We start from the raw sequence: 26,565 nt of genomic DNA on the forward strand, positions 1-26,565 counted from the left end.
GCCATATCCCGTACGCAGTCCCGATGCCTCTTATCATCGTCATTTATCAATTGAAGACTCCCTTGGACAAAACCGTGCGCGACGTACCTGTGCCGGCACTGACGCCCGCCGACTATCTCAGGAAAATCTTGAACGCCCGCGTTTACGACGTGGCAGTCGAATCCGGGCTCGAGAAAGCCAATGCGCTCAGCGAACGGCTCGGCAATACCGTGCTGCTCAAGCGCGAAGACCAGCAGCCGGTGTTCAGCTTCAAGCTGCGGGGCGCCTACAACAAGATGGCGCACCTCTCGGCCGAGCAGCTCGCGAGTGGCGTCATCTGCGCATCGGCCGGCAATCACGCGCAGGGCGTGGCGCTGGGCGCGCGCAAGCTGGGTGCACGTGCGGTGGTGGTCATGCCGGTGACCACGCCGCGACTCAAGATCGATGCGGTGCGCGGCTTCGGCGGCGAGGTGGTGCTGCATGGCGACAGCTATTCCGACGCTTACCTGCATGCGCTCGAATTGCAGGCGCAGCAGGGCCTGACCTTCGTGCATCCCTTCGACGATCCCGACGTGATCGCGGGCCAGGGCACCATCGCCATGGAAATCCTGCGCCAGCACCAGGGCCGGCTCGATGCAGTCTTCGTGGCCATCGGCGGCGGCGGGCTCATCTCGGGCGTGGCCAACTACATCAAGGCGGTGCGCCCGGAGATCAAGGTGATCGGCGTGCAGATGAACGACTCCGACGCCATGATGCAGTCGGTGGCAGCGCGCCAGCGCGTGAGCCTGCCCGACGTGGGATTGTTTTCGGACGGCACGGCCGTCAAGCTGGTGGGCGAGGAGACGTTCCGCATCGCCAGCAACCTGGTCGACGAATACATCGCGGTCGACACCGATGCGGTCTGCGCGGCCATCAAGGACGTGTTCGTTGACACCCGCAGCATCGTGGAGCCGGCGGGCGCGCTGGCAGTGGCCGCCATCAAGCAGTACGTGGCCGGGCACGGCCGCCACGGCGAAACCTACGCGGCCATCCTGTGCGGCGCCAACATGAACTTCGACCGGCTGCGCTTCGTGGCCGAGCGCGCGGAGGTCGGCGAGGAGCGCGAGGCGCTGTTCGCAGTGACCATTCCCGAAGAGCGCGGCAGCTTCCGCCGCTTCTGCGAACTGGTGGGCGAGATGCCGGCCAGCGAGTCGCAGGAAACGGGCTCGACCGGCGGCGCGCTGCGCAACGTGACGGAGTTCAACTACCGCATCAGCGACGCGGCCAAGGCGCATGTGTTCGTGGGCCTGACCACCTCGACCCGCGGCGAATCGACAACCATCGCGCAGACCTTCATTGCCCATGGCTTCGACGCGCTGGACCTCACGCACGACGAGCTCGCCAAGGAGCATCTGCGGCACCTGGTGGGCGGGCGCACGAGCCTTGCACACGACGAGCGGCTGCTGCGCTTCGTGTTTCCGGAGCGCCCGGGCGCGCTGCTCAAGTTCCTGAGCCTGATGCGGCCGAACTGGAACATCAGCCTCTTCCACTACCGCAACCAGGGCGCCGACTACGGCCGCATCCTGGTGGGCTTGCAGGTACCGGCCGGCGACGCGACGGCCTTCGACGACTTCCTCGAAACGCTGGGCTATCCCTACGTCGAGGAAACGGCGAATCCGGCGTATCGGCTGTTCCTGCAGGCCTGAGCGGCCGCCTGGCCTTTACTGCGCAGACTGCGCCGGTGGCTGCTGCTCAGACCCCGGCTGCGGCGGTGCGGCCCCGGCGGCGGGCGGCGCCACCACGGGAGGCACCGTCGCCGGAAAAAGCCCGTTCGGCCTGGCCGTCGGTGCTGGCGAGGCCGCCGCCCCTGCAGGAGCGGAACTGCCGAAGCTGATCGGCGCGCGCACGGGCAGCTGCAGCGTGAAAGCCGCCGGTCCTTGCACACTGGTGCCGAGCGTCGCCGCGCGCACCCCGACCGACTGCAGCACGTAGTTGTCGCCCACGCGTGAACCGACACGGAACGGTCGCGGCGGCTTGCCGTCGATGGAAATCAGCGCAGCGCCCTGGTTGAGCGAGTCCGCCACCACGCCCGACAACGCAAAGCGGCTGGCCGCCTCGGGCGCGGCAGGCGCCGCTTCGTTGGCCGAAACCACGCCGAGCAGCCGCGCGACCGCATCCGCATCGGCCGAGACCGCCGCCCGGGGCATGGTGGCGGCCGCGGCCACGGGCTCGGGCGGCGCCGCGAGCCGCAGCCCCCAGAACACCGCCGCACCGGCGGCCAGCGCCCACAGGCCCGTGGTTGCAACGGGGGCATGCCAGCGCGCGGCGGAATAGGGACTTGTCATGGCCGCGGATTATCATGCAGCGCGCCTTCCGAACCATGTCATTCAAGCTATGAAAAAAATCCTACGCGACGCCACCCGCGCTGCCCAGCGCGGCTTCACGCTGATCGAGCTGATGGTGGTGCTGGTCATCATTGGGGTGCTGGCCGCGCTGATCGTGCCGAACGTGATCGAGCGCGCCGACGACGCCCGCGTGACCGCCGCCAGGACCGACATCAACAACCTGATGCAGGCGCTCAAGCTCTACCGCCTGGACAACCAGCGCTACCCGACGGCCGAACAGGGCCTGCAGTCGCTACTGGTGCGACCCACCGCCGGGCCGGCCGCGCCAAACTGGAAGCCCTACGTCGAGAAGCTGCCGAACGATCCGTGGGGCCATCCGTACCAATACATGAATCCGGGTATCAAGGGCGAAATCGACGTGCTCTCGCTCGGCGCCGATGGCCAGGCCGGCGGCGAGGGCAAGAATGCCGACATCGGCAGCTGGCAGTAGGCGCACGGGCGGCTTCACGCTGCTCGAGCTGATCGTGGTGATCGCGATCATCGCGATCGCAACGGCCAGCGTGAGCTTCGCGATGCGCGACACCAACGCGGCCCGGCTCGACCGCGAGGCCGACCGGCTGGCTGCTCTGCTCGAATCGGCCCGCGCCCAGTCGCGCGCCAGCGGCGTCGCGGTGCGGTGGCGCATCGTGGAGGGCGGCAGCTTCGTGTTCGACGGCCTGCCGCCCGATGCCTTGCCCAGCGGCTGGGCCACGAGCGGCATCAGCGCCACGGCTTCGCTGGCTGGCGGCGCGCCGGTGGCGGCGGTGCAACTGGGCCCCGATCCGATCATTGCCGCGCAGCAGATCGTGCTGTATTCCGAAGGCCCTCCCGCGCGGTCGCTGCGCGTTGCCACCGACGGCCTCAGACCATTCACCGTGAGCACGCCATGAGGTCCTGGCGCCAGTCGGCATGCGGCGGATTCACGCTGATCGAAGTGCTGATTGCGCTCGGCATCGTCGCGCTGGCGCTCGCGGCGGGCTCGCAGGCCACGATGTCGCTGACGCGCAATGCGCAGCGCCAGTCCGACCTGCTGCTGGCCGACCTGTGCGCAGAAAACGAGCTTGCCAAGGCGCGGCTCGCCAGGCAGATGCCGGCGGTGGGCGATTCGGGCTCGATCTGCGTGCAGGCCGGCATCTCGTTCAACGTGACCACCTCCACCATCGCCACGCTCAACCCCAATTTCCGCCGCGTCGACGTGCAGGTGCGCGACGAGGCCAACACGCCGGTGCTGCGCATCTCGACCGTGGTGGGCCGCTTCTGATGCGACGCTTTGCAAGCCAGGGAGGCCGCCGCGGCTTCACGCTGATCGAGCTGCTGGTGGCCATTTCGGTGATGGCGCTGCTGGCGCTCGTGAGCTGGCGCGGCCTGGACAACATGTCGCGCGCCACCACGCTGAACCAGCAGCGCGCCGACGCGGTGCTGACGCTGCAGACCACGCTTTCGCAATGGGGCGCCGATCTCGACGCCGTGACCCCGATCGCGCAGACCCGCCCGATCGACTGGGACGGCCGCGTGCTGCGGCTCACGCGGCGCGGCAGCGATGCGGGCGCTCCCGCCATGCAGGTGGTGGCGTGGACGCTGCGCACCCGTGCCGACGGCACCCGCTGGCGGCGCTGGCAGTCGCCACCCTTCACCACGCGCGGCGAATGGCAGCAGGCGTGGAGCTTGGCCGCTTCATGGGCGCAGGAAGGCGGCGGCGGCGGCGACGTCGCGCTGATGCCGGTCGCCAGCTGGCAGCTCTACTACTTCCGCGAGAACGCCTGGACGCCCGCAGGCGAACTGCCGGCCAGCGCGCCCAATCCGGCGAACCCGGCCAACCCGGCCGGCGCCCTCGTGAGCATGCCGGACGGCGTTCGCCTGGTGCTGACCCTGTCTCCGGGCGAGGGGCTGGCGGGCACGCTCACGCGCGACTGGGTCAAGCCCACGGTGGGGGCGCCGCGCTCATGACCGCATCGAAGGTTTTCCGAGCAAACGGGCAACGCCAGCGCGGCGCCGCGCTGCTCGCGGCCATGCTGACCGTGATGCTGGTCGCAACCTTCTCCGCCGCGGCGCTGTGGCAGCAATGGCGTGCGTCCGAAGTCGAGGCGGCCGAGCGCGGACGCGTGCAGGCGGCGTGGGTGCTGATCGGCGCACTCGACTGGTCGCGCCTGATCCTGCGCGAGGACGGCCTCACCGGCGGCCCCGACCACCTGGCCGAGCCCTGGGCCGTGCCGCTCGCGGAAGCGCGGCTCGCGAGCTTTCTGTCGGCCGAGAAAAACGTGGCCAGCGACAACCTCGAAGGACTGCCCGACGCCTTCCTGTCGGGCCGCGTGGTCGATGCGCAATCCAAGCTCAACGTGCTGTCGCTGGTCGACGGCAACAAGCCGGTGCCGGCGAGCATCGCCACCTTCACCAAGCTGTTCAACATCCTGGGCCTGCCGGCCTCGGAGCTCAGCGCGATGACGGCTTCGCTCGCGCGTGCGCTGGCCACCGGCACCGATGCCGCAAGCGGCGGCGATGCCGGCGCGGCGCCGCTGATGCCACAGGAAGTCTCGCAACTGGTGTGGCTCGGCCTGTCGCCCTCGACCGTGGCCGCCCTGGAGCCCTACGTGACGATTCTCCCGATACGCACGCCGCTCAACATCAATACCGCGAGCGCCGAAGCCATCAGCGCCAGCCTGCCATCGCTGAACATCAGCGGCGCGCGCCAGCTGGTGGAAAAGCGCACGCGCTCGTACTTCAAGCAGATTGCCGACGCCAACGCCGCGCTGCCGAGCGACGGCTCGCAATTCAACGCCGGCCAGCACAGCGTGGGCACCCAGTTCTTCGAGGTCTACGGCCGGCTGCGGCTCGACCGCACCTGGGTCGAGGAGCGCTCGCTGCTGCAGCGCGACGGCGTCACTGTAAAGACGATCTGGCGCAACCGCGGCGCCGGCCTTGCCACAGCCACTCCGGCTAAACCCTGAGTGCGGCTTCCTTTCTTCATTTCTGTTGCATCAATACATCGTCCAGAGCCCGTCGCATCTACGTCAAACGCTACAAATAAAGTAGCAATGGCACCATCGACGCACCCCTACAATCACCCGCCCTCCTGAAAACGAAATGACCCCGCTGTTGCTCATCGCCCCCCTCCCCCCGGCCGACGCCGCGGGCGAGTACGACTGGGCCCAGGCTGGCGACGACGGCATTGCCTTGCGCAACCATGGCCGCGCGCTGCTCGCGCTGCTGCCGGCCAGCGCGGAAGTCACGCTCGGCATTCCGGCCGCGGCGCTTTCCTGGCACCGCGTCACGCTGCCCAAGGGCAGCATGAGCAGCGCATCGAAGCTGCGCGCCGTGCTCGACGGCCTGCTCGAAGAGCATCTGCTCGACGATCCCGAGGCCCTGCACTTCGCGCTCGAACCCCAGGCCCGGGCTGGCGCGCCGGTCTGGGTGGCGGCCTGCAACCGCATCTGGCTGCGCACGCTGGTGCAGGGGCTGGAATCGGTGGGGCGGCGCGTGGTGCGCATCGTTCCCGAATTCGCGCCGCAACCCGCGGACGGCCCGCCGTTGCTGCAGGTCACCGGCGAGGCCGAGGCGCCGCAACTCACGGTGTGCGATGCCGACGGCGTGGTCTCGCTGCCGCTCACGGGCGCCGGCCTGGCGCTCGCGGCCGGGCTGCCGCTGGACACCGCCGTGATCAGCGCCGAACCCGCCGTTGCACAAGCCGCCGAGCACCTGCTCGAGCGCCGCCTGCCCATCGTGCAGGCGCCCCAGCGCTGGCTTCAGGCGGCGCGCTCGCCCTGGGAGCTCGCGCAGTTCGACCTCGCCGTGACGGGCCGCGCCCGCGCCGGCAAGAAATTTGCATCGGTGGTGCAGACGCTGCGCTACGCGCCCGAGTGGCGGGCCGCACGCTGGGGCATCGTCGCCCTGCTGCTGACCCAACTGATCGGCCTCAATGCCTGGGCCTGGAAGGAGCGCAATGCACTCGAGGCCAAGCGCCAAGCCGTCAAGACCATGCTGACCCAGACCTTCCCGTCCGTGAAACTCGTGGTCGACGCGCCGCTGCAGATGGCGCGCGAAGTCGCAGCGCTGCAGCAGGCCGTGGGCGATGTCGCGGGCAGCGACCTCGAACCGATGATCGGCGCGCTTGCCCCCCATCTCCCGCCGGGCAAAACGCCCAGCGCCATCGACTACAGCGCCGGCCAGCTGCGCCTGCGCGGGCTGGGCCTGCAGCCTTCCGAGCTCACGCGGCTCTCGGGCGCAATGGGCCCGCGCGGCTACAGCGTGCGCGCCGAAGGCGACCTGCTGCTGGTGCAGGCCGAGGCTGCGCGATGAACTTCAGCGAACAGCTCCGGGCCCGCTGGGCCGCCCTCGAACTGCGCGAGCGGCGCATGGTCGCCATTGCGGCCACGCTCGTGGTGCTTGCACTGCTGTGGTGGGTTGCGCTCGCTCCCGCGCTGCGCACGCTGGCCGCGGCGCCGGCCGACCATGCGCAGCTCGACGCGCAGCTGCAGCAGATGGCCCTGCTGCAGAACCGCGCCAAGGCGCTGCAGGCGCAGCCGCGGCTGAACCGGGACGACGCGCTGCGCGCCCTCGAAACCTCGGTGCGCGAGAGCCTGGGCGCCAATGCCCAGCTCATGACGGCCAGCGGCGATGGCGCCGCCACCATCACGATGCGCGCCACGCCGGCCGAGGCCGTGGCCCAGTGGCTGGCGCAGGCGCGCGGCAATGCGCACGCGGTGCCGCGCGAGGCCCACCTGACCCGTGCGGCCGCCGCGCCGCCAGCCGCCGGCAGCAAGGACCCGCAGCCCGCGAAGGTGCGCTGGGAGGGCACGCTCGTGATGGCGCTGCCCGCAGCCCGTTGAGCCCGGCCGCATGGTGACGCGCTCCTCCCTTGCCGAATCCGCGCCGCGCCGCGGCTGGCGCTGGGCCCTGCTCGGCATCGTGCTGGGGGCGCTGCTGGCGCTGGTGCTGTTCGCGCCGGCGCGCTGGCTGGCCACGGCGCTCTCGACCTGGAGCCAGGGCCGGCTGCTGCTCGTCAACCCGCGCGGCACGGTCTGGAACGGCACCGCGGCCGTGGTGCTTGCCAGCGGCGCCGGCGGCGCCGAGGCGGTGTCGCTGCCCGGCGCGCTCAACTGGCGCATGCGTCCGGCGTGGAGCGGCATGTTCGCCGTGCTCGACCTGCCCTGCTGCGCGGCCCGGCCGCTCCAGCTCAAGGCCAGCGCGCGCGCGAGCGGCATGCAGCTGCAGTGGGGCGACGGCAGTTCGCGCTGGCCCGCCACCTTGCTGACCGGCCTGGGCGCGCCCTGGAACACGCTCAGGCTCGAAGGCACGCTCGACCTCTCCACCCGGGGCCTCTCGATGCAGTGGGAGGGCCCCGTGCTGCGCATCGCGGGCCAGGCCACGCTCGACGCCACCGATGTCTCGTCCAGCCTCTCGACGCTCAAGCCGATGGGCAGCTACCGCCTCACGCTCGAAGGCGGCAGCCGCCCGAGCCTGCTGCTGAGCACGCGCGAAGGCAGCCTCCAGCTGAACGGCAGCGGCAGCTGGGACGGCACCGCCTTTCGCTTCAACGGCGAAGCCAGTGCCGCGGCCGGCCGCGAAGACGCGCTTTCCAATTTGTTGAACATCATCGGACGGCGCGACAACGCGCGTTCGATCATCACCCTGGGTTGATCATGATGAAGCCACTGACTTCGCCCGGCAGCCGCCTCGCCGTCGTTGCACTCGCAGCGCAGGTGCTGGTAGCCGCCACCTTCCTGCAGGCCGCGCCGCCCGCTTTCGCACAGTCCGGTGATGCGCCGCGCCGGGGCGAGCCCATCACGCTCAACTTCGCCAACGCCGACATCGAGGCCGTGGCCCGCACCATGGCGGTGGTCACCGGCCGCGACGTGGTGGTCGACCCGCGCGTGAAGGGCACGATGAACCTCGTCACCGACCGCGCCATCGCGCCGGCCGCGGCGTTCAACCAGTTCGCTTCCGCGCTGCGCCTGCAGGGCTTTGCGGTGGTGGAGGCCGAAGGGCTCTACAAGGTGGTGCCCGAAGCCGACGCCAAGCTCCAGACCCAGACCGTCAACACCGCCACGCCCAGCGCCGGCTCGGTGGCCGGCAACCAGATCGTCACGCAGATCTTCAGGCTCAACTACGAGTCGCCGAACAGCCTGCTGCCGGTGCTGCGCCCGCTCATTCCGCCCAACAACACAATCAACGTGAACCCGGGCAACAACTCGCTCGTGATCACCGACTACGCGGACAACATGCGCCGGCTGGCGCGCATCATCGCGGCGCTCGACGTGCCCAATGCGTCGGACATCGAGGTGATTCCGCTCAAGCATTCGATCGCCACCGACATGCTGCCGCTGATCACCCGGCTGGTCGACGGCAGCGGTTCGGGCGCCACGCCGGGCGCCGCCGCGCCGGGCACGGCCGATGCGTCGTTCCGCACCACCTTGCTGGCCGACCCGCGCAGCAATGCGCTGATCCTGCGCGCGGCCAACCCGGCGCGCGCGGCGCTGGTGCGCACGCTGGTCCAAAAGCTCGACCGCGCGCCCGCGGAAAGCAGCAACGGCGCGGCCGGCAACATCTACGTGGTCTACCTGAAGAACGCCGATGCGGTGCGGCTGGCAGCCACGCTGCGCGCCGCCATGGCGGCCAACCAGCTGCCCGGCACGCCGGGCGCCCCGGGTGCCGCCGGCGGCGGCGGCGCGCCGCAGCAGCAGGCCAACATGCCCCAGGCCATGCCGGTCAATCTCAGCGGGCAAGGCGGCGGCTCGGCGGCCGCCAACGCACCGCTGAACAATGCCAACCAGCCGTCGACCGGCGGGCAGATCCAGGCCGACCCGTCGACCAACTCGCTGATCATCACGGCGCCCGAGCCGCAGTACCGCCAGATGCGCGCGGTGATCGACAAGCTCGACGGCCGGCGTGCGCAGGTCATGATCGAGGCGCTGATCGTCGAGGTCAGCGCCAAGAAGGCCGCCAACTTCGGCGTCCAGTGGCAGAGCGCGCTGGGCAACAACGCGGTCATCGGCACCAATTCGAGCCTGGCCAGCGCCAACATCCTGGCGCTGACGCAGGCACTGGCCACGCGCGACGTGGCCAACGTGCGGCCGTCGTCGGGGCTGAATCTCGGCATTGCCGGCAAGATCGGCGGCCAGTACATCCTGGGCGCGATTGCGAACTTCTTCAACAGCGACGGCGACGCCAACGTGCTCTCCACGCCCAACCTGCTGACGCTGGACAATGAAGAGGCCAAGATCGTCATCGGCCAGAACGTGCCCTTCGTCACGGGCCAGTACGCCAGCACCTCGGGCTCGGTGGGCATCAACCCGTTCACCACGGTGGAGCGCAAGGATGTGGGCCTCACGCTGCGCGTGCGCCCGACCATCAACGAGAACGGCACCGTGAAGATGACCATCTTCCAGGAGACCTCGACCGTCGACGGCAACACCATCAACAACCCCAACGGCCCGACCACCAACAAGCGCTCGATCGAATCGAGCGTGCTGGTGGAAGACGGCGGCCTGGTCATGCTCGGCGGGCTGCTGTCGGACGACTACGGCAACACGATCGAGAAGGTGCCGGTGGCGGGCGACATTCCGGTGCTCGGCAACCTGTTCAAGAACGAGATCCGTACGCGCAACAAGAGCAACCTGATGATGTTCCTGCGCCCCGCCGTCATGCGCGACGGCGCCTCCACCGAAGCCTTTGCCTACGACCGCTACGACGAGATCCGCGGCATGCAGCAGCGCACCCAGCCGAACACCGACAACATCATGCTGCGCGGCGTGGATGCCGCCCCCGTGCTGCCGGAGGCACCGCTGCCGCGCGCGGGCAGCCGCGACACCAGCAGCAGCAGCAGCAGCGGCAACGGCAGCGACCGCATCCAGGGCACGCAGCTGATCCCGCCGCCGCGCCCGCCCGCCGACACGCGCACCCTGCGCCCGAGCCCACTGCGCGGCGCGCTGCCGCCCACGGCCGATCCGACCAGCTCGCGCGAACTGCCCTGAAGCCCATGCGCCACCCCCTGCCCTACGCGTTCGCACGCAGCCAGCAGCTGCTGCTCGAAGAAGCCGACGACGGCAGCCACACGCTGTGGATGTCGAGCCATCCCTCGCGCAGCGCGGTCGGCGAGGTCACGCGCAAGTACGGCGTGCAGGCCTTCGAGGTGCTGGCCGACGGCCCGCTCGCGCAGCGCATCAGCGCGGCCTACGCGCAGGGCGAATCGAGCGCCGCCGCGGTGGTGAGCGAGGTGCAGAGCGACGCCGATCTCTCGCGCATGATGCAGGAGCTGCCGGCGGTGGAAGACCTGCTGGAAAGCGCCGGCGACGCGCCCATCATCCGCATGCTCAACGCGCTGCTCACGCAGGCCGCGCGCGACGGCGCGAGCGACATCCACATCGAGCCCTACGAGCGCACCTCGTCCGTGCGCTTTCGCATCGACGGCACGCTGCGCGAGGTGGTGCAGCCGAACCGCGCGCTGCACGCCGCGCTGATCTCGCGCCTGAAGATCATGGCCGACCTCGACATCTCCGAGAAGCGGCTGCCGCAGGACGGGCGCATCAGCCTTCGTATCGGCACGCGCGCGGTCGACGTGCGCGTCTCCACGCTGCCGAGCGCGCACGGCGAGCGCGCGGTGCTGCGCCTCTTGGACAAGAGCGAATCGAAGCTCACGCTCGAATCGGTCGGCATGCAGGGCGACACGCTCGCGCGCTTCGAGCGCCTCATTGCGCAGCCGCACGGCATCATCCTGGTGACCGGCCCCACGGGCTCGGGCAAGACCACCACGCTGTACGCCGCGCTGGCCCGGCTGGACGCGAGCCGCAGCAACATCATGACGGTGGAAGACCCGATCGAATACGAACTGCCGGGCGTGGGCCAGACGCAGATCAACGCCAAGATCGAGCTCACCTTCGCGAAGGCGCTGCGCGCCATCCTGCGGCAGGACCCGGACGTGATCATGATCGGCGAGATCCGCGACTTCGAGACCGCGCAGATCGCCATCCAGGCCTCGCTCACCGGCCACCTGGTGCTTGCAACGCTGCACACCAATGATTCGGTCAGCGCCGTCACGCGCCTGACCGACATGGGCGTGGAGCCGTTCCTGTTGAGTTCGTCGCTTTTGGGCGTGCTCGCGCAGCGGCTGGTGCGCAAGGTCTGCACCAGTTGCGGCGGCGCCGGCTGCGAGGCGTGCGGCCAAACCGGCTACCAGGGCCGCACCGGCATCTTCGAGCTGCTGGTGGCCGACGAGACCGTGCAGGGCCTGATCCACAGCAGGGCGGCCGAGAGCGAACTGCTCCAGGCCGGCGCGCGCGGCGGCCTGCGCCTGATGCGCGAAGACGGCGAACGGCTGGTGCAGGCCGGCATCACCTCGCGCGCCGAACTGCTTCGCGTCACGCGCGACTGATCCGCCCGGCACCCGCCATGCCCGCCTATTCCTTCGAAGCCATCGATGCCAGCGGCCAGTCGCGCGAAGGCGTGCTCGAGGCCGACACCGCGCGCAGCGCCCGCAGCCTGCTGCGCGCGCAGGCGCTCATTCCGCTGTCGGTCACGCCGGTGGGCAGCAGCCACATCAACGGCACTGGCAATGGCGGCCTGCGCCGCTGGCTGGGCGGTGGCGCCAGGGTCTTCAGTTCCACCGGCCTGGCGGTCTGGACGCGCCAGCTCGCGGGCCTGGTCTCTTCCGGCCTGCCGCTCGAACGCGCGCTGACTGCGCTCACCGACGAAGCCGAGACCGAACCGCAGCGCAACCTGGTCGCGTCGCTGCGCGCCGAGGTCAACGCGGGCTCGCCCTTCGCACGCGCGCTCGCGGCCCATCCGCGCGAGTTCTCGCCCATCTACACCGCCGTGATCGGCGCGGGCGAGCAGAGCGGCAACCTCGGGCTCGTGCTCGACCGGCTTGCCGACGACCTGGAAGAGCGGCAGGCGCTGCAGCAGAAACTCATCGGCGCGGCGCTCTATCCGGCCATCGTCACGCTGGTGGCTATCGTGATCGTGATCTTCCTGGTGAGCTACGTGGTGCCGCAGGTGGCGCAGGTGTTCGCGGGCACCAAGCGCTCGCTGCCCTTCCTCACCACCGTCATGCTGTCGCTGAGCGCGGCGGTGCGCAGCTACGGCTGGTGGATGCTGGGCGGCGTGGTGTTTGCCGCCATCGCCGCGCGATTGGCACTGGCGCAGGAAGCCTTCCGCCTGAAGTTCGACGCCGCCTGGCTCCGGCTGCCGCTGGTCGGCAAGCTCGCGCGCGGCTACAACGCGGCGCGCTTTGCCAGCACGCTGGCCATGCTGGCCACCGCCGGCGTGCCGATCCTGCGCGCGCTGCAGGCCGCGTCTGAAACGCTGGGCAACCGCGCCATGCGCGCCGACGCGCTCGACGCGCTGGTGCTGGTGCGCGAAGGCGCGCCGCTGGCCTCGGCGCTGGCGCAGAAGAAGCGCTTTCCCGGGCTGGTCTCGATGTTCGCGCGGCTGGGCGAGCAGACCGGCACGCTGCCGCTGATGCTGCAGCGCGCCGCCAACCAGCTGGGTGCCGAAGTGCAGCGCCGCGCCATGCACCTGGCCACCATCCTCGAGCCCCTGCTGATCGTGGCCATGGGCGGCGTGGTGATGCTCATCGTGCTGGCCGTGATGCTGCCTATCATCCAGCTCAACCAGTTCGTCAAGTAAATCCGCCAGGAAGCACTGCACGCCATGCCCGTCACGCTCGAAGACAAGCTCGTGGTCGCGATCTCGTCGCGCGCGCTGTTCAACCTCGAAGAAGAAAACAGGATCTTCGAGGCCGGCGACAATGAGGGCTACATGAAGCTGCAGCTCGACCGCATCGACGTGCCGGCCGCGCCGGGCATTGCGTACTCGCTGATCCGCAAGCTGCTGCGCTTCAACGACGACGGCGTGCAGCGCGTCGAGGTGGTCATTCTTTCGCGCAACGATCCGGTCTCGGGCATGCGCATATTCCGCTCGAGCGCGGCCGCCGACATCAAGCTTCAGCGCGGCGTGTTCACGCAGGGGCGCCCACCCTTCGGCTACCTGCGGCCGCTGCGCGCGCACCTGTTCCTGTCGGTCAATGCGCAGGACGTGCGCGAAGCGCTCAACGCGGGCTTTCCGGCCGCGCGCGTGCTGGTCGAATCGGTGAAGGCCAGCGATGCCTGGCCCAACGAAGTGCGCATCGCGTTCGACGGCGACGCGGTACTTTTCAGCGACGAGGCCGAGCGCGTGTTCCAGGCCGAGGGCCTCGATGCCTTCCAGGCGCACGAGCTCAGCAAGGCCGACCTGCCGCTGCCCGAAGGCCCCTTCAAGCCGCTGCTGACGGCGCTGCATCGCCTGCAGATGGCGGGCAACGCGCAGATGCGCATCCGCACGGCGCTGGTCACCGCGCGCAGCGCCCCCGCGCACGAGCGCGCGATCCGCACGCTGATGAAGTGGAACATCCGCGTCGACGAAGCGATGTTCCTCGGCGGTCTTCCGAAGGGTGAATTCCTGCGCGAGTTCGAACCCGACTTCTTCTTCGACGACCAGACCGGCCACGTCGATGCCGCGGCGCGCCACGTGCCCGCGGGCCACGTCTCGAGCGGCATCAGCAACGAGCGCTGAACGCTCCTCGGCGCGTCTTGCGCCGCTGCCTTGTCATCGCACGTTCATGGCGGCGTAACGCGATCTCCCTAGTCTTGCGGCCTGCCCTCTGCGCGGTGCTTCGCGATGCCTTCCGGCGTTGCGTTGTCAGCCCGCGCAGTCTTTTCGACGCTCGGCTCCGAGCGTCCACGCAACGACGACTCCCAAGGAATCCACCATGCGACTTTCATCCCTGCCTGCGCGGCTCGTTCCTGCGCTGATCCTGGCCTTCTCCCTTTCCGCCTGCGGCGGCGGCAATGGTGGTGGTGGCGGCTTCTTCGGCGGGCTGCCTGGCGCAGGAACTCCGACTCCGGCACCGACCACGCCGCCGCCCGACACCGGAGCGAAGCCCGAGATGCGCTGCGCGCCCTGACCACCACGACACGCCAGAACAACACCATGACCTCACGCCGCAGCTTCCTCACAGCCACCGCCACCACCGGCGCCGCAGCGCTCGCACTCTCGGCCTTCCCGCCGAGCATTCGCCGCGCGCTCGCCATTCCCGCCAACAACAAGACCGGCACCATCCAGGACGTCGAGCACATCGTCATCCTGATGCAGGAGAACCGCTCGTTCGACCACTACTTCGGCACGCTCATGGGCGTGCGCGGCTTCGGCGACCGCTTCACCATTCCGCTGCCTACGGGCCGCAGCGTCTGGCAGCAGTTCGACGAGTTCGGCAAGGAAGTGCTGCCCTACCACCTCGACGGCTCGAAGGGGAATGCACAACGCGTGGCCGGCACGCCGCACAGCTGGAGCGACGGCCAGGACGCATGGGCCGGCGGGCGCATGCACGAATGGGTGCGCTACAAGAAGACCGGGACGGCGCCCTACACGCAATCGATGGGCTACCTCCAAGAGGCGGAACTTCCCTTCCAGTTCGCGCTGGCCAACGCCTTCACGCTCTGCGATGCGTACCACTGCAGCATGCACACCGGCACCAATTCGAACCGCATGTTCCTCTGGACCGGCACCAACGGCCCCACCGGCGCGAACGTGGCCACGGTCAACAACGAATGGGATTCGATCGACAGCTCGGCCAATGGCTACAGCTGGAAGACCTATCCCGAGCGGCTGCAGGAAGCCAAGGTGAGCTGGATCGTCTACCAGAACATGCCCGAGAACTTCGGCGACAACTCGCTGGCGGGCTTCAAGCAATACCGGCTCGCCAACGAAGCCTCCGGCAAACCCGTGAGCAACAGCGCAGTCTCGCCCGCCTACGACCCGGCCAGCGACGACGCCGGCAATCCGCTCTACAAGGGCATTGCCAACACCATGCCGGACGGCGGCTTTCTCGCGCAGTTCCGCCAGGACATCAAGAACGGCAAGCTGCCCCAGGTGTCGTGGATCGTCGCGCCCGCGACCTATTCCGAGCACCCCGGCCCTTCGAGCCCGGTGCAGGGCGCCTGGTACATCCAGGAAACGCTCGATGCGCTCACCGCCGTGCCCGAGGTGTGGAGCAAGACCGTGCTGTTCATCAACTTCGACGAGAACGACGGCTACTTCGACCACGTGCCTTCGCCGGCCGCGCCGTCGATCAATGCCGACGGAACGCCCGCGGGCAAGACCACGCTGCCACTCCAGGCGCTTGCGCCCGAGTACTTCAACCACCCGAATCCGCCCGGCACCACCGACCAGCCGCCGCCCGATGGCCGCGTCTACGGCCCCGGCGTGCGCGTGCCGATGTATGTGGTGTCGCCCTGGAGCCGCGGCGGCTGGGTCAACTCGCAGGCCTTCGACCACACCTCGGTGCTGCGCTTCATCGAAACGCGCTTCGGGGTGAAGGAGACCAACATCAGCGATTTCCGCCGCGCGGTGTGCGGCGATCTCACCAGCGCCTTCAACTTCGCCACGCCCAACACGGAAGCGCTGCCCGCCCTGGCGGGGCGCACGACCAAGGCCGACGCCGACAAACTGCGCGCCGACCAGCAGGCCCTGGCGCAAGTGGCACTGCCGCCGGACCCGCTGCTGCCGCGCCAGGTCGCCGGCACGCGGCCCTCGCGCGCGCTGCCTTACGAACTGCACACCAGTGCCCGCAGCGATGCCGTCGGCGGAAGGATCCAGCTGCTGTTCGCGAACACCGGCACGGCCAGTGCCGTGTTCCATGTCTACGACAAGCTCAACCTCGACCGCCTGCCGCGCCGCTACATGGTCGAGCCCGGCAAGACGCTGGACGATGCATGGGACGCGATGCGCGACGACAGCGGTTTCTACGACCTGTGGGTGCTCGGCCCCAATGGCTTCCACCGCCACTTCAAGGGCGACCTGAACGCCCTGCGCGCCGGCGACGCCGCCATGCCCGAGGTGCGCGTGTGCTACGACATCGCCAACGGCAACGTGTACCTGGAGATGCGGAACGGCGGCAAGAACGCCTGCAAGTTCACCGTGCGCGCCAAGGCCTACCGAACCGATGGCCCGTGGACCGCAACGGTGGAAGGCGGCGCCAAGGCCGAGTTGCACTGGGACCTGGCAGCCAGTGGCGCGTGGTACGACTTCGCCGTGAGCTGCGATGCCGACACGAGCTTCGTGCGCCGCTTCGCCGGCCGCGTCGAGACCGGCAGGCACTCGGTGAGCGATCCCGCCATGGGCCTGGCCGACCTGTGAGGGCCGCAAGCGCAATGACCTCACGCCGCAGATTTCTCACAGGCGCCGCCACCACCGGCGCCGCCGCGCTCGCACTTTCGGCCTTTCCGCCGAGCATTCGCCGCGCGCTCGCCATCCCCGCCAACAACAAGACCGGCACCATCAAGGACGTCGAGCACATCGTCATCCTGATGCAGGAGAACCGCTCGTTCGACCACTACTTCGGCACGCTCATGGGCGTGCGCGGCTTCGGCGACCGCTTCACCATTCCGCTGCCTGCGGGCCGCAGCGTCTGGCAGCAGCTCGACGAGTTCGGCAAGGAAGTGTTGCCCTATCACTTCGACAGCAGCAAGGGCAACGCCCAGCGCGATGGCGGCACGCCTCACGACTGGGCGGACAGCCAGGACGCCTGGGACGGCGGCCGCATGTACCAATGGCCGCGCTACAAGACCAGCAAGGCCATGGGCTATCACAAGGAGGCGGAGATCCCGTTCCAGTTCGCACTGGCCAACGCCTTCACGCTCTGCGATGCGTACCACTGCAGCATGCACACCGGCACCGACGCGAACCGGTCCTTCCATCTCACCGGCACCAACGGCGCAAGCGCTGCCAATACCGCTTTCGTCACCAATGAATGGGACTGGATCGATGGCCGCCCCGGCTCGGTGGGCACCGGCTACACCTGGAAGACCTATGCGGAACGCCTCGAGGCAGCGGGCGTGCGCTGGATCAGCTACCAGAACATGCCCGACGAATGGGGCGACAACATGCTGGGCGCCTTCCGCCAGTTCCGCCAGGCGAACCTCGATTCGGGCTTTCCGGTGTCCAGCGGCGGCGAGCCGAACAAGCCCTATGCCGAGACCGGCCAGCCGCTGCCCTACCACGCCTACGACCCGGCCACCGACGACGCGAAGAGCCCGCTCTACAAGGGCGTGGCCAACACGCTGCCAGGCACCCGGCCCGAGAACTACCTCGACGCCTTCAGGCGCGACATCCGCGAAGGCAAGCTGCCCCAGGTGTGCTGGATGAACGCACCGTCGATCTACTGTGAGCATCCCGGCCCCTCCAGCCCGGTGCAGGGCGCATGGTTCCTGCAGGAAGTGCTGGACGCGCTCACCGCCGTGCCCGAGGTCTGGAGCAAGACCGTGCTGCTCGTGAACTTCGACGAGAACGATGGCTACTTCGACCACCTGCCCTCGCCCTCTGCACCCTCGCCCAACGGCGACGGCAGCTTTGCCGGCAGGACCACGCTGCCCGAAGCGGACCTGGGCCCCGAGTACTTCACCCATCCAGCGCCGGCCGGCAGCACCAGGCAGCCGGCACCCGATGGCCGCGTCTACGGCCCCGGCCCGCGCGTGCCGATGTACGTGATCTCGCCATGGAGCCGGGGCGGCTGGGTCAACTCGCAGGCCTTCGACCATACGTCGGTGATCCGCTTCATCGAAGCCCGGTTCGGCGTGAAGGAGCCCCACATCAGCGCCTTCCGGCGCACAGTGTGCGGCGACCTCACCAGCGCCTTCAACTTCGCCCATCCGAACGACGAGCCCATGCCCACGCTGGCGGGCCGCAGCACCCGCGACCAGGCCGACCAGCTCCGGCTGAGCCAGGAGGCATTGGGCCAGGTGCCGCTGCCCATCGACCCGCAGCTGCCGCGCCAACCGACGGGCACGCGCCCCTCGCGCGCGCTGCCCTACGAGCTGCATGCCAGCGCGCGCGCCGACGCGGCCGCCGGCACGGTGCAACTGCTGTTCTCGAACACGGGGAAGGCGGGCGCGGTGTTCCACGTGTACGACAGGCTCAACCTCGGCCGCCTGCCGCGCCGCTACACGGTTGAAGCCGGCAAGACGCTCGACGGCACCTGGAATGCGGCTGCCGACGACAGCGGTTTCTACGACCTGTGGGTGCTCGGCCCCAATGGCTTCCACCGCCACTTCAAGGGCGACCTGAACGCCCTGCGCGCCGGCGACGCCGCCGTGCCCGAGGTGCGCGTGTGCTACGACATCGCCAACGGCAACGTGTACCTAGAGATGCGGAACGGCGGCAAGAACGCCTGCAAGTTCACCGTGCGCGCCAAGGCCTACCGAACCGATGGCCCGTGGACCGCAACGGTGGAAGGCGGCGCCAAGGCCGAGTTGCACTGGGACCTGGCAGCCAGCGGCGCCTGGTACGACTTTGCCGTGAGCTGCGATGCCGACACGAGCTTCGTGCGCCGCTTTGCCGGCCGCGTCGAGACCGGCAGGCATTCGGTGAGCGATCCGGCGATGGGCACGCCCGATCTCTGACGGCGCCAGCTACGCCGCGGCGGTGCGAAGCCGCAGTTGCCGAACCCTGAACAGCAGCATCGCCGCGATGCTGACGTTCAGCAGGTTCCAGCCGATGCCGTTGAGGAACGCCGCGTGGTAGCTGCCGGTCAGGTCGAACACCTTGCCCGACATCCAGCCGCCCAGCGCCATGCCGAACAGCGTGAACATCAGCACCGTGCCCACGCGCGCGCCGGCTTCCTCGGGCGGAAAGTGCTCGCGCACGATGATCGCGTAAGACGGCACGATGCCGCCCTGGAACAGTCCGAACAGCGCCGAGATCACATAGAGCGACACCAGCCCGTCGAAGGGCAGGAACAGCAGCAGCGCCACGCCCTGCAGCGCGCCGCCCAGCAGCAGCGTGCGCAGCCCGCCGATGCGGTCGCAGATCGCGCCCGACACCAGCCGGCTCACCACGCCGAAGCCCAGCATCAGCGACAGCATCTGCGCGCCCTGCGCCGCGCCGTAGCCGAGGTCGCCGCAGTAGGCCACGATGTGCACCTGCGGCATGGCCATGGCCACGCAGCAGGCCACGCCCGCCACGCACAGCAGGCCCTGGGCCGTGCCCATGCTGAGGCCGAAGGGCCGCGTCATGTCGCGCCGCGGCGCGGCATGGGCCGCATGGCCGGCCGGCGCGGCGACCAGTGCCGGCGGCCGCGCACGGAAGAAGAGCGCGAGTGCCGCCATCGCAAGGCCGCAGAAGAGGCCCATGCCGATGTAGGTCTGGCGCCAGCCGACCGTCTCGATGAAGTGCTGCGCGATCGGCGGCCAGATGGCGCCCGCCACATAGTTGCCGCTCGCGCACACCGCCACTGCGATGCCGCGCCGCTTGACGAACCAGAGCGAGGTGTCCGCCACCAGCGGCGCAAAGGCCGCGGCACTGCCAAGCAGGCCGACCAGCACGGCCTGCGCCGCGATGAAGGACACGATGCCGTTCGCCATGCCGCAAGCGACGTAGCCCACGCCAAGGCTCAGCGCGCCGATCAGCAAGGGCCACATCACGCCGAAGCGATCGGCCAGCCGCCCCATCAGCACGCCGCCCACGCCGAAGCCGATCATCAGCAGCGTATAGGGCAGAGAGGCATCGGCGCGCGCAACGCCGAACTCGGCCTGCACGGCGGGCAGCATCACCGAGACCACGTACATGCCGCTGCTGCCGACCGTCATGACCAGCAGCGTGAGGCCGAGCCGCAGCATCGCATAGCGCGAATCCGCCTCGTGGGCGTTTGTCTCGAATGTCTTCATTGTTTTTTGCTCCGCGTCGAGGATACCCCCGGGCGCGAATACGCGAAGGCGAGCGCGCGCAATGGCCGACGGCGCACGGCCGCCTGCGCGCCCGATGGCGAATCAGCCCGCGAACGGGACCGGCATCACGACATCCGCCGAAGCCTTCGGCACCGGCACGCCGGGCTTGGGCTTGTTGTCGCAGCCGGCCGCCACCAGGCCGATGCAGAACAGAAGAACAAGGACTGTGCTTCTCATGCGGCGGATGCTATGCCCGCCTTCATGCAAGTCAAGTCGGACGCCGCGCCGACTGGGCGGTGCGCCGGTGCAGCGCTGCAGGTTCGTCATGCCTTGGTCATCGGAATGCGCGAAGCTGCGTGCCCTCGCCCCGCGCTTCCCACCTTCGCTCCAGCTCCATGACACTCGACCTCGCCGAGATCGCCCGCCTGTTCGCCGAACGCGGCGGGGTTGCGTATGCGGGCGAGCCGGTGTCACAGCTCGAGCATGCGCTGCAGTGCGCATGGTTGGCAGAGCAGGCCGGAGCGGGCGATGCGCTGGTCACGGCCTCACTGCTGCACGACCTCGGCCACCTGCTGATCGCCGAGCACCAGACGCTGTCGCGCTCGCCCACCGAGCTGGGCATCGACGACCGCCACCAGTACATCGCCATGCCGCTGCTTCGCGGAGCCTTCGGCGCCGAGGTGCGCGAGCCGATCCGGCTGCATGTGGACGCCAAGCGCTATCTCTGCGCGACGCGGCCCGGCTATTTCTCGCGGCTCTCGGCCGATTCGGTGCGCAGCCTCGCGCTGCAGGGCGGCGTGATGGACGACGCCGCGGCGCAGCGCTTTGCCGAGCAGCGCTGGGCCGGCGATGCGGTGCGGCTGCGGCTGTGGGACGAAGAGGCCAAGGCGCAGGGGCGCGAGACGCCGCCGCTCAAGCACTTCCTGGAAGCAGCGGCGCGGGTCATGCTGCGCTGAGCACTTTGCAGGGCGCCGGGCCGGTTCAGGCCCGCTTAAGGAACATTTGACTACCATCGTTTCCTCACGATGTCCGGCGCACCCGCGCCCAGCGAGGAAACCTGCATGTCTTTATCCGTCACGGCGCGTGCCGCCACGTTCGCCCAGGTAGTGAAGCGCGTCTTCGCGCTTGCGGCGCCCTACTTCCGCTCCGAGGAGAAATGGCGCGCCCGCGCCATGCTGCTGGGCATCGTCGCGCTGAACCTGTTCTACGTGTACGTGGCCGTGCTGTTCAACCAGTGGTACGGGCGTTTCTACGATGCGCTGCAGAACAAGGATTCGGCGATTTTCTGGCGCGAGATCGGCGTCTTCGGCTGGATCGCCTTCTTCAACATCGCGGTGCAGGTGCTCAAGTTCTATGTGACGCAGCTGCTGCAGCTGCGCTGGCGCACCTGGATGACGCGCGACTACCTGTCGCGCTGGATGGCCGACCGCACCTTCTATCACCTCGAACTCGCACGCTACGCCAACAACGATGGCCAGGCTCCGGACAACCCCGACCAGCGGATCCAGGAAGACATGCAGATGTTCACCGACTACACGATGACGCTGTCGATGGGCCTCCTGAACGCCGTGGTCACGCTGGCGAGCTTCGTCGGCATCCTGTGGACGCTGTCGGGCAGCTTCGCGTTCTCGATGGGCGGCAGCAGCTACCAGATCGCGGGTGCCATGGTCTGGCTGGCGGTGGCCTACTGCGTGGTGGGCACGGTCATCACGCACTTCATCGGCCGCCCGCTGATCGGCACCAACTTCCGGCAGCAGCGTTTCGAGGCCGACTTCCGGCACCACCTGGTGCGTGTGCGCGAATACAGCGAGGCCATTGCGCTGGACAAGGGCGAGAAGGTCGAGCACGGCCAGCTCGACCTGCGCTTTGGCAGCGTGCTGCGCAACTACCTGGTGCTCATCAAGCAGCAGAAGAATTTGGTGACATTCACTGCGTTCTTCGGGCAGGCTGCGTTGATCTTCCCGTTCCTGGTTGCCGCGCCGCGCTTCTTCAGCGGCGCCATCCAGCTCGGCCAGTTGATGCAGATCTCGTCGGCCTTCGGCAAGGTGCAGGATTCGCTCAGCTGGTTCGTCGACAACTACGACCGCGTGGCCGTGTGGCGCGCAACCACCGACCGGCTCACCAGCTTCGACGATGCGATGCGCGCACACGCCGCGCAGAGCCAGTCTCTCGAGCGCGACGGCACCGCGCCCGCGCTGCAGACCGGCGACCTCACGGTGGCGCTGCCCAACGGCACCTCGCTGCTCGCAGGCGCGGCGCTGGCGGTCCAGCCGGGCGACAGCGTGCTGCTGCAGGGGCCTTCGGGCAGCGGCAAGTCGACCCTGTTCCGCACCTTCGCCGGCATCTGGCCGTTCGCGCGCGGCCATGTGAAAGTGCCCGAGGGCGCGGTGTTCATGCCGCAGCGGCCCTACGTGCCGGACGGCACCCTGCGCAATGCGCTGACCTATCCGAATCCGGCCGAGAACTACAGCGATGCCGATCTGCGCCAGGCGCTGGTCGACGCGCTGCTGCCCAACCTCGTGGACCGCCTCGACGACAGCGATGCCTGGAGCCAGAAGCTCTCGGGCGGCGAGCAGCAGCGGCTGTCGATCGCGCGCGTGCTGCTGAAGAAGCCGTCATGGCTCTTTGCCGACGAGATCACCAGCGCGCTCGATGCCGAAGCCGAGGGCGTGCTCTACAAGCGGCTCTCCGACCGGGTGAAGGCCGCGGGCGGCGCCATGGTGTCGATCGCGCACCGCGCGGCAGTCGGCGACTTCCACAACCAGCGCTGGACGCTGGTGCCCCAGCCCGAAGGCGCACCCGCGGGCGGCGCGCGCTACCGGCTGGAGACTGCGGCCACCTAGGCCTGACTAGGCCTTTTGCGGGCGCGAAGCGTAGCGCTCCCAGCCCTTCTTGCGCAGGTCGCAGGCCGGGCACTCGCCGCAGCCATAGCCCCAGGCCTGGCGATGCACACGGTCGCCAAGGTAGCAGGTGTGGGTTTCTTCCACGATCAGGTCGACCAGCGGCTCGCCGCCCAGGCGGTGCGCCATCTGCCAGGTCTCGGCTTTGTCGATCCACATCAGCGGCGTCTCGATGACCAGGCGGCGCTCCAGCCCGAGCGAGAGCGCGAGCTGCATGGCCTTCATGGTGTCGTCGCGGCAGTCGGGGTAGCCCGAGAAGTCGGTCTCGCAGACGCCGGTGACGATCACCTGCAGCCCGCGCCGGTAGGCCAGCGCACCGGCCAGCGTGAGGAACAGCAGGTTGCGCCCGGGCACGAAGGTGTTGGGCAGGCCGTCGGCCTGCATCTCGAAAGCGACCTCCTCGGTGAGCGAGGAGCCGCCGAGCTGGGCCAGCGCGGCCAGCGTGAGCACGTGGTCTTCGCCCAGGCGCGGCGCCCAATCAGGGAAGCGCTCGCGCATCTTCGCGAGGATGGTGCCGCGTACATCGAGCTCGACGCGGTGCCGCTGGCCATAGTCGAAGCCCAGCGTCTCGACGCGCTGGTATTTGGACAGCGCGTCCGCGAGGCAGGTGGTCGAATCCTGGCCGCCGGAGAACAGGACGAGGGCGGTGGTGTGCAGGGGCATGTCCGTCTCTTCAAAAGCCTTGATTTTCGCAGCCCTTGCGGCGCAGCGTCGCTCTGAACGAACCCCTTCGCCCCGCCCTGTCTAGAGAAAGCGCTCCAGCAGCTTGCGCGAGGCGCGGTCGAGCGCCTTCACGTCGGGAATGCGGAACTGCACGCCGTGCGCGCTGGCAATCAGCAGTGCGCCGCCCTCGAGCCGGCGGATGTCTTCCTCGGCCTTGAGCACGAAGCTGGTGTCGCCGCGGTCGGTGCTCACTGTCCAGGTGCTGGGCACGCCGAAGCTCGACACGCCGTGCAGCTTCAGCAGCGTGGGCGCGAAGTCGCGCACCGCAAGCTCCTGTTCGAGCAGCGCGCGCGTCGCCGCTGGCAAGGCCTCGAGGCGGTCGATCCAGACCAGTTCGCGCCCCTCGCTGCCGACCAGCGACACGCCCTCGCCGGGCGCGCTGAGCGGAAAGGCGCGCACGGGCGTCACGCCCACGTGGCGCTCGCCATCGGCATCGGTCAGCACCAGGCGGCCGAAGGCATCGCGCTCGAGATCGAAAGTGGGAATGGTGTCGCTCATCATGCGTCTCCGGCCGGGTGGGCCGCATGGCTGACCAATGGCAGCTGCGCGCCGGCGCGTTCGTCGACGGCGCCTTCGCTCGCATCTTCGTCGGCCTGGCGCAACTGCGCCTGGTAGAGCCGCCAGTAGGCGCCCTGCTTCTCCATCAGGGCGTCGTGCGGGCCGACCTCGACCACCTCGCCGCGGTCCATGACCACCAGCCGGTCGGCCTTGCGCAGCGTCGACAGCCGGTGCGCGATGGCGATGGTGGTGCGGCCCTGCACGAGGTTGTCGAGCGCCTTCTGGATTTCCTTCTCGGTCTCGGTGTCGACGGCCGAGGTGGCCTCGTCGAGGATCAGGATGCGCGGGTCGATGAGCAGCGCGCGCGCAATGCTGATGCGCTGCCGCTCGCCGCCCGACAGGCCCTGGCCGCGCTCGCCCACCAGCGAGTCATAGCCGTGCGGCAGGCGCAGGATGAAGTCGTGCGCATGCGCGGCGCGCGCCGCGGCCACCACTTCGGCGCGCGTGGCGTCGGGCTTGCCGTAGGCGATGTTCTGCGCGATGGTGCCGAAAAAGAGAAACGGCTCCTGCAGCACCAGCCCGACGTGGCGCCGGTAGTCGGCCACGGCAAAGCGGCGGATGTCGGTGCCGTCGACCTTGATGGCGCCATCGGTCACGTCGTAGAAGCGGCAGATCAGGTTGACCAGCGTGCTCTTGCCCGAGCCGCTGTGGCCCACCAGGCCGATCATCTCGCCGGGCTCGATGGTCAGGTCGAGGTCGTGGATCACGGCGCGCGAGCCGTAGCGAAAGCCCAGCCCGTTCATCTCGATGCGGCCCTGCACGCGCTCGATCTTCACCGGGTTGGCGGGCTCGGGCACGTTGCTCACGTGGTCCAGGATGTCGAAGATGCGCTTGGCGCCGGCCGCCGCCTTCTGCGTGACCGAGACGATGCGGCTCATCGAGTCGAGCCGCGTGTAGAAGCGGCCGATGTAGGCAATGAAGGCCGTGAGCACGCCCACCGTGATGCTGCCGCGCGCCACCTGCCAGATGCCGAAGCCCCAGACCACGAGCAGGCCGATCTCGGTCAAGAGCGAGACAGTGGGCGTGAACAGCGACCAGGTGCGGTTGAGCTTGTCGTTGACCTGCAGGTTGTAGGCATTCGCCACGCGGAAGCGCTCGGCTTCGCGGCGCTCCTGGGCAAAGGCCTTGACCACGCGGATGCCCGGGATGGTGTCGGCCAGCACGTTGGTGACCTCGGACCACACGCGGTCGATCTTCTCGAAGCCGGTGCGCAGCCGGTCGCGCACCACATGGATCATCCAGGCGATGAAAGGCAGCGGCACCAGCGTGACCACGGCCAGCAGCGGGTTGATGGAGACCAGGATGACTGCGGTCATCACGATCATCAGCACGTCGTTCGCAAAGTCGAGCGCATGCAGCGAGAGGAACACGTTGATGCGGTCGGTTTCCGAGCCGATGCGCGCCATCAGGTCGCCGGTGCGCTTGCCGCCGAAATAGTCGAGCGGGAGCGTGAGCAGATGCTCGTAGGTGGTGGTGCGCAGATCGGCGCCGATGCGCTCCGACACCAGCGCCAGCAGGTAGGTGCGCGCCCAGCCCAGGCCCCAGCCGACCAGCGCCGCGCCCAGCAGCCCGCTCAGGTAGAGGCCGACGCGGGACGGATCGATCTTCTGCCCGTTCTGGAACGGAATCAGGATGTCGTCCATCAGCGGGATGGTCAGGTAGGGCGGCACCAGCGTCGCGGCCGTGGAAACCAGCGTCAGCAGGAAGCCTGCGATCAGCTGCTTGCGGTAGGGCTTGGCAAAGCGGCCCAGCCGCAGCAGCACCCAGGTCGAGGGCGGCGTCTGGAGTTCGGCGTCGGGCGAGGCCAGCTCGTCGCCGTCAGGCTCGGCTGTCGCCTCGGCGACAGTTCCGTTCTCGCGCTGGCCGAAGAGCTTGAGCAGCCGCAGCGCGGCCGGCTGGCTCGCCAGCGTGTAGCGCCAGCGCGCGAGGCGCCCTTCGGCGCCCACCAGGTCGAGCGTTCCAACGCCCGAATGGTCGCTCAGATGGAGGCGGAGCGATGAATCTGATAGTGTCCACTCACACCACTGGCCGTTCGGTTGCAGCGCCAGCAGCCGCCGATCGGTAAGGGCCACGAGCCCAAAGGTAAACAGAAGTTCATCGTCAAGGTCAACCGGCAGTGTGACCAGAACGTTTTCCGCGGCTGCGAGCCGGCTTTTCAGCGCGTCTGAGGCCGCCTCGGTTTCGCCCTCCCGGGTGCCGACTGGATCGTGATGTTGCATTGTGTTTCTTTGACTCTTGCCCGTCGCGGGCCGCAGGGACCGCGCCATGGCGTCCTTTGTCGGGCGCCGATTCTGACCGATTGCCATGGGCGCGCTTGAAGGCGCCGCGGTGCTCGGCCAAAGCACATCGAACGTT

The 26,565-nt window shown here is 69.0% G+C and carries 24 protein-coding genes; 18 read left to right on the plus strand and 6 right to left on the minus strand.

Annotated features, from left to right (window positions below; all coding sequences use genetic code 11):
• Positions 1–50 precede the first annotated feature (50 nt).
• Positions 51–1,664 carry a threonine ammonia-lyase, biosynthetic gene (ilvA, locus tag L1081_RS15185; RefSeq protein ID WP_489412922.1) on the plus strand — a complete coding sequence of 538 codons (1,614 nt, stop codon included), beginning with the start codon at positions 51–53 and terminating at the stop codon, positions 1,662–1,664.
• A 15-nt stretch (positions 1,665–1,679) separates the two neighbouring features.
• On the opposite strand, the gene L1081_RS15190 is transcribed toward ilvA, so the two are convergent.
• A complete protein-coding gene (locus L1081_RS15190; protein WP_489412923.1) occupies positions 1,680–2,303 on the minus strand; it encodes a type II secretion system protein N in 624 nt (207 codons plus the stop codon).
• Between the two features lie 49 nt (positions 2,304–2,352).
• On the opposite strand from L1081_RS15190, the gene gspG reads away from it, so the two are divergent.
• The 15 genes from gspG to L1081_RS15265 all read left to right on the plus strand — a co-directional run bounded on the left by gspG (position 2,353) and on the right by L1081_RS15265 (position 18,766).
• Complete coding sequence (gene gspG, locus L1081_RS15195; RefSeq protein WP_018903564.1) at positions 2,353–2,793, plus strand: type II secretion system major pseudopilin GspG; 441 nt, start codon at positions 2,353–2,355, stop codon at positions 2,791–2,793.
• A complete protein-coding gene (locus tag L1081_RS15200) occupies positions 2,768–3,232 on the plus strand; it encodes a GspH/FimT family pseudopilin (RefSeq protein ID WP_489412924.1) in 465 nt (154 codons plus the stop codon). The genes gspG and L1081_RS15200 overlap by 26 nt, the downstream gene beginning before the upstream one ends.
• Entirely contained in the window at positions 3,229–3,603 is a 375-nt protein-coding gene (gene gspI, locus L1081_RS15205; RefSeq protein WP_489412925.1) for a type II secretion system minor pseudopilin GspI, read from the plus strand. The genes L1081_RS15200 and gspI overlap by 4 nt, the downstream gene beginning before the upstream one ends.
• A complete protein-coding gene (locus tag L1081_RS15210) occupies positions 3,603–4,289 on the plus strand; it encodes a prepilin-type N-terminal cleavage/methylation domain-containing protein (RefSeq protein ID WP_489412926.1) in 687 nt (228 codons plus the stop codon). The genes gspI and L1081_RS15210 overlap by 1 nt, the downstream gene beginning before the upstream one ends.
• On the plus strand, positions 4,286–5,287 hold the full coding sequence (gspK, locus tag L1081_RS15215; RefSeq protein WP_489412927.1) for a type II secretion system minor pseudopilin GspK: 1,002 nt from the start codon (positions 4,286–4,288) through the stop codon (positions 5,285–5,287). The genes L1081_RS15210 and gspK overlap by 4 nt, the downstream gene beginning before the upstream one ends.
• A 136-nt stretch (positions 5,288–5,423) precedes the next feature.
• On the plus strand, positions 5,424–6,635 hold the full coding sequence (gene gspL / locus L1081_RS15220; RefSeq protein ID WP_489412928.1) for a type II secretion system protein GspL: 1,212 nt from the start codon (positions 5,424–5,426) through the stop codon (positions 6,633–6,635).
• Entirely contained in the window at positions 6,632–7,165 is a 534-nt protein-coding gene (locus L1081_RS15225) for a type II secretion system protein M (RefSeq protein ID WP_489412929.1), read from the plus strand. The genes gspL and L1081_RS15225 overlap by 4 nt, the downstream gene beginning before the upstream one ends.
• Before the next feature lie 10 nt (positions 7,166–7,175).
• A complete protein-coding gene (gene gspN, locus L1081_RS15230; RefSeq protein ID WP_489412930.1) occupies positions 7,176–7,976 on the plus strand; it encodes a type II secretion system protein N in 801 nt (266 codons plus the stop codon).
• A 2-nt stretch (positions 7,977–7,978) separates the two neighbouring features.
• Positions 7,979–10,309: a type II secretion system secretin GspD gene (gene gspD / locus L1081_RS15235; RefSeq protein ID WP_489412931.1), complete on the plus strand. Its 2,331-nt coding sequence runs from the start codon at positions 7,979–7,981 to the stop codon at positions 10,307–10,309.
• 5 nt (positions 10,310–10,314) lie between these two features.
• Positions 10,315–11,706 (plus strand): ATPase, T2SS/T4P/T4SS family, encoded by a 1,392-nt coding sequence (locus tag L1081_RS15240; protein ID WP_489412932.1) that lies wholly within the window; start codon positions 10,315–10,317, stop codon positions 11,704–11,706.
• A 17-nt stretch (positions 11,707–11,723) separates the two neighbouring features.
• Positions 11,724–12,959, plus strand: a complete 1,236-nt coding sequence (gspF, locus tag L1081_RS15245; RefSeq protein ID WP_489412933.1) for a type II secretion system inner membrane protein GspF — start codon at positions 11,724–11,726, stop codon at positions 12,957–12,959.
• Between the two features lie 24 nt (positions 12,960–12,983).
• Positions 12,984–13,883: a 5'-nucleotidase gene (locus L1081_RS15250; protein WP_047783717.1), complete on the plus strand. Its 900-nt coding sequence runs from the start codon at positions 12,984–12,986 to the stop codon at positions 13,881–13,883.
• 196 nt (positions 13,884–14,079) lie between these two features.
• Complete coding sequence (locus tag L1081_RS15255) at positions 14,080–14,274, plus strand: hypothetical protein (protein WP_489412934.1); 195 nt, start codon at positions 14,080–14,082, stop codon at positions 14,272–14,274.
• Between the two features lie 26 nt (positions 14,275–14,300).
• Positions 14,301–16,505, plus strand: coding sequence for a phosphocholine-specific phospholipase C (locus L1081_RS15260; RefSeq protein WP_489412935.1), 2,205 nt, complete (start codon positions 14,301–14,303; stop codon positions 16,503–16,505).
• Between the two features lie 14 nt (positions 16,506–16,519).
• The gene (locus L1081_RS15265; protein ID WP_489412936.1) at positions 16,520–18,766 is read left to right on the plus strand and encodes a phosphocholine-specific phospholipase C; all 2,247 of its coding nucleotides are present in this window, start codon (positions 16,520–16,522) and stop codon (positions 18,764–18,766) included.
• Positions 18,767–18,775: 9 nt separating this feature from the next.
• Here L1081_RS15265 and L1081_RS15270 read toward each other — a convergent pair whose 3' ends face one another.
• Together L1081_RS15270 and L1081_RS15275 are read right to left on the minus strand one after the other, a co-directional pair.
• A complete protein-coding gene (locus tag L1081_RS15270) occupies positions 18,776–20,029 on the minus strand; it encodes an MFS transporter (RefSeq protein WP_489412937.1) in 1,254 nt (417 codons plus the stop codon).
• 102 nt (positions 20,030–20,131) lie between these two features.
• Positions 20,132–20,266, minus strand: coding sequence for a hypothetical protein (locus L1081_RS15275; RefSeq protein WP_489412938.1), 135 nt, complete (start codon positions 20,264–20,266; stop codon positions 20,132–20,134).
• 158 nt (positions 20,267–20,424) lie between these two features.
• Between L1081_RS15275 and L1081_RS15280 the strand changes: the two genes are divergently transcribed.
• Entirely contained in the window at positions 20,425–20,985 is a 561-nt protein-coding gene (locus L1081_RS15280) for a phosphonate degradation HD-domain oxygenase (RefSeq protein WP_489412939.1), read from the plus strand.
• 105 nt (positions 20,986–21,090) lie between these two features.
• Positions 21,091–22,872: an SbmA/BacA-like family transporter gene (locus tag L1081_RS15285; protein ID WP_489412940.1), complete on the plus strand. Its 1,782-nt coding sequence runs from the start codon at positions 21,091–21,093 to the stop codon at positions 22,870–22,872.
• A 6-nt stretch (positions 22,873–22,878) separates the two neighbouring features.
• Here the strand turns inward: L1081_RS15285 and queC are convergent, their stop codons facing one another.
• The 3 genes from queC to L1081_RS15300 form a co-directional block, all read right to left on the minus strand.
• A complete protein-coding gene (queC, locus tag L1081_RS15290; RefSeq protein ID WP_489412941.1) occupies positions 22,879–23,592 on the minus strand; it encodes a 7-cyano-7-deazaguanine synthase QueC in 714 nt (237 codons plus the stop codon).
• An 81-nt stretch (positions 23,593–23,673) separates the two neighbouring features.
• Entirely contained in the window at positions 23,674–24,150 is a 477-nt protein-coding gene (locus tag L1081_RS15295) for a cyanophycin metabolism-associated DUF1854 family protein (protein ID WP_489412942.1), read from the minus strand.
• Positions 24,150–26,429, minus strand: a complete 2,280-nt coding sequence (locus L1081_RS15300; RefSeq protein ID WP_489412943.1) for a cyanophycin metabolism-associated ABC transporter — start codon at positions 26,427–26,429, stop codon at positions 24,150–24,152. Before L1081_RS15300 ends, L1081_RS15295 begins: the two co-directional genes overlap by 1 nt.
• Positions 26,430–26,565: the final 136 nt, after the last annotated feature.

Origin of the sequence: Variovorax sp. MSC1_012 (genome assembly GCF_023667525.1) — a bacterium.
Taxonomy (GTDB): domain Bacteria; phylum Pseudomonadota; class Gammaproteobacteria; order Burkholderiales; family Burkholderiaceae_C; genus Variovorax; species Variovorax beijingensis_B.

What these genes read in the sequence shown, in the direction of transcription:
- L1081_RS15225 (WP_489412929.1), top strand. Translation starts at nt 6,632, where the DNA reads ATGAACTTCAGCGAACAGCTCCGGGCCCGCTGGGCCGCCCTCGAACTG.
- L1081_RS15190 (WP_489412923.1), bottom strand. Translation starts at nt 2,303, where the DNA reads ATGACAAGTCCCTATTCCGCCGCGCGCTGGCATGCCCCCGTTGCAACC.
- L1081_RS15210 (WP_489412926.1), top strand. Translation starts at nt 3,603, where the DNA reads ATGCGACGCTTTGCAAGCCAGGGAGGCCGCCGCGGCTTCACGCTGATC.
- gspI (WP_489412925.1), top strand. Translation starts at nt 3,229, where the DNA reads ATGAGGTCCTGGCGCCAGTCGGCATGCGGCGGATTCACGCTGATCGAA.
- L1081_RS15240 (WP_489412932.1), top strand. Translation starts at nt 10,315, where the DNA reads ATGCGCCACCCCCTGCCCTACGCGTTCGCACGCAGCCAGCAGCTGCTG.
- L1081_RS15255 (WP_489412934.1), top strand. Translation starts at nt 14,080, where the DNA reads ATGCGACTTTCATCCCTGCCTGCGCGGCTCGTTCCTGCGCTGATCCTG.
- gspG (WP_018903564.1), top strand. Translation starts at nt 2,353, where the DNA reads ATGAAAAAAATCCTACGCGACGCCACCCGCGCTGCCCAGCGCGGCTTC.
- L1081_RS15295 (WP_489412942.1), bottom strand. Translation starts at nt 24,150, where the DNA reads ATGAGCGACACCATTCCCACTTTCGATCTCGAGCGCGATGCCTTCGGC.
- L1081_RS15300 (WP_489412943.1), bottom strand. Translation starts at nt 26,429, where the DNA reads ATGCAACATCACGATCCAGTCGGCACCCGGGAGGGCGAAACCGAGGCG.
- L1081_RS15265 (WP_489412936.1), top strand. Translation starts at nt 16,520, where the DNA reads ATGACCTCACGCCGCAGATTTCTCACAGGCGCCGCCACCACCGGCGCC.
- L1081_RS15250 (WP_047783717.1), top strand. Translation starts at nt 12,984, where the DNA reads ATGCCCGTCACGCTCGAAGACAAGCTCGTGGTCGCGATCTCGTCGCGC.
- L1081_RS15275 (WP_489412938.1), bottom strand. Translation starts at nt 20,266, where the DNA reads ATGAGAAGCACAGTCCTTGTTCTTCTGTTCTGCATCGGCCTGGTGGCG.
- gspN (WP_489412930.1), top strand. Translation starts at nt 7,176, where the DNA reads ATGGTGACGCGCTCCTCCCTTGCCGAATCCGCGCCGCGCCGCGGCTGG.
- gspD (WP_489412931.1), top strand. Translation starts at nt 7,979, where the DNA reads ATGATGAAGCCACTGACTTCGCCCGGCAGCCGCCTCGCCGTCGTTGCA.
- L1081_RS15285 (WP_489412940.1), top strand. Translation starts at nt 21,091, where the DNA reads ATGTCTTTATCCGTCACGGCGCGTGCCGCCACGTTCGCCCAGGTAGTG.
- L1081_RS15200 (WP_489412924.1), top strand. Translation starts at nt 2,768, where the DNA reads ATGCCGACATCGGCAGCTGGCAGTAGGCGCACGGGCGGCTTCACGCTG.
- queC (WP_489412941.1), bottom strand. Translation starts at nt 23,592, where the DNA reads ATGCCCCTGCACACCACCGCCCTCGTCCTGTTCTCCGGCGGCCAGGAT.
- L1081_RS15260 (WP_489412935.1), top strand. Translation starts at nt 14,301, where the DNA reads ATGACCTCACGCCGCAGCTTCCTCACAGCCACCGCCACCACCGGCGCC.
- gspL (WP_489412928.1), top strand. Translation starts at nt 5,424, where the DNA reads ATGACCCCGCTGTTGCTCATCGCCCCCCTCCCCCCGGCCGACGCCGCG.
- L1081_RS15270 (WP_489412937.1), bottom strand. Translation starts at nt 20,029, where the DNA reads ATGAAGACATTCGAGACAAACGCCCACGAGGCGGATTCGCGCTATGCG.
- gspK (WP_489412927.1), top strand. Translation starts at nt 4,286, where the DNA reads ATGACCGCATCGAAGGTTTTCCGAGCAAACGGGCAACGCCAGCGCGGC.
- L1081_RS15280 (WP_489412939.1), top strand. Translation starts at nt 20,425, where the DNA reads ATGACACTCGACCTCGCCGAGATCGCCCGCCTGTTCGCCGAACGCGGC.
- gspF (WP_489412933.1), top strand. Translation starts at nt 11,724, where the DNA reads ATGCCCGCCTATTCCTTCGAAGCCATCGATGCCAGCGGCCAGTCGCGC.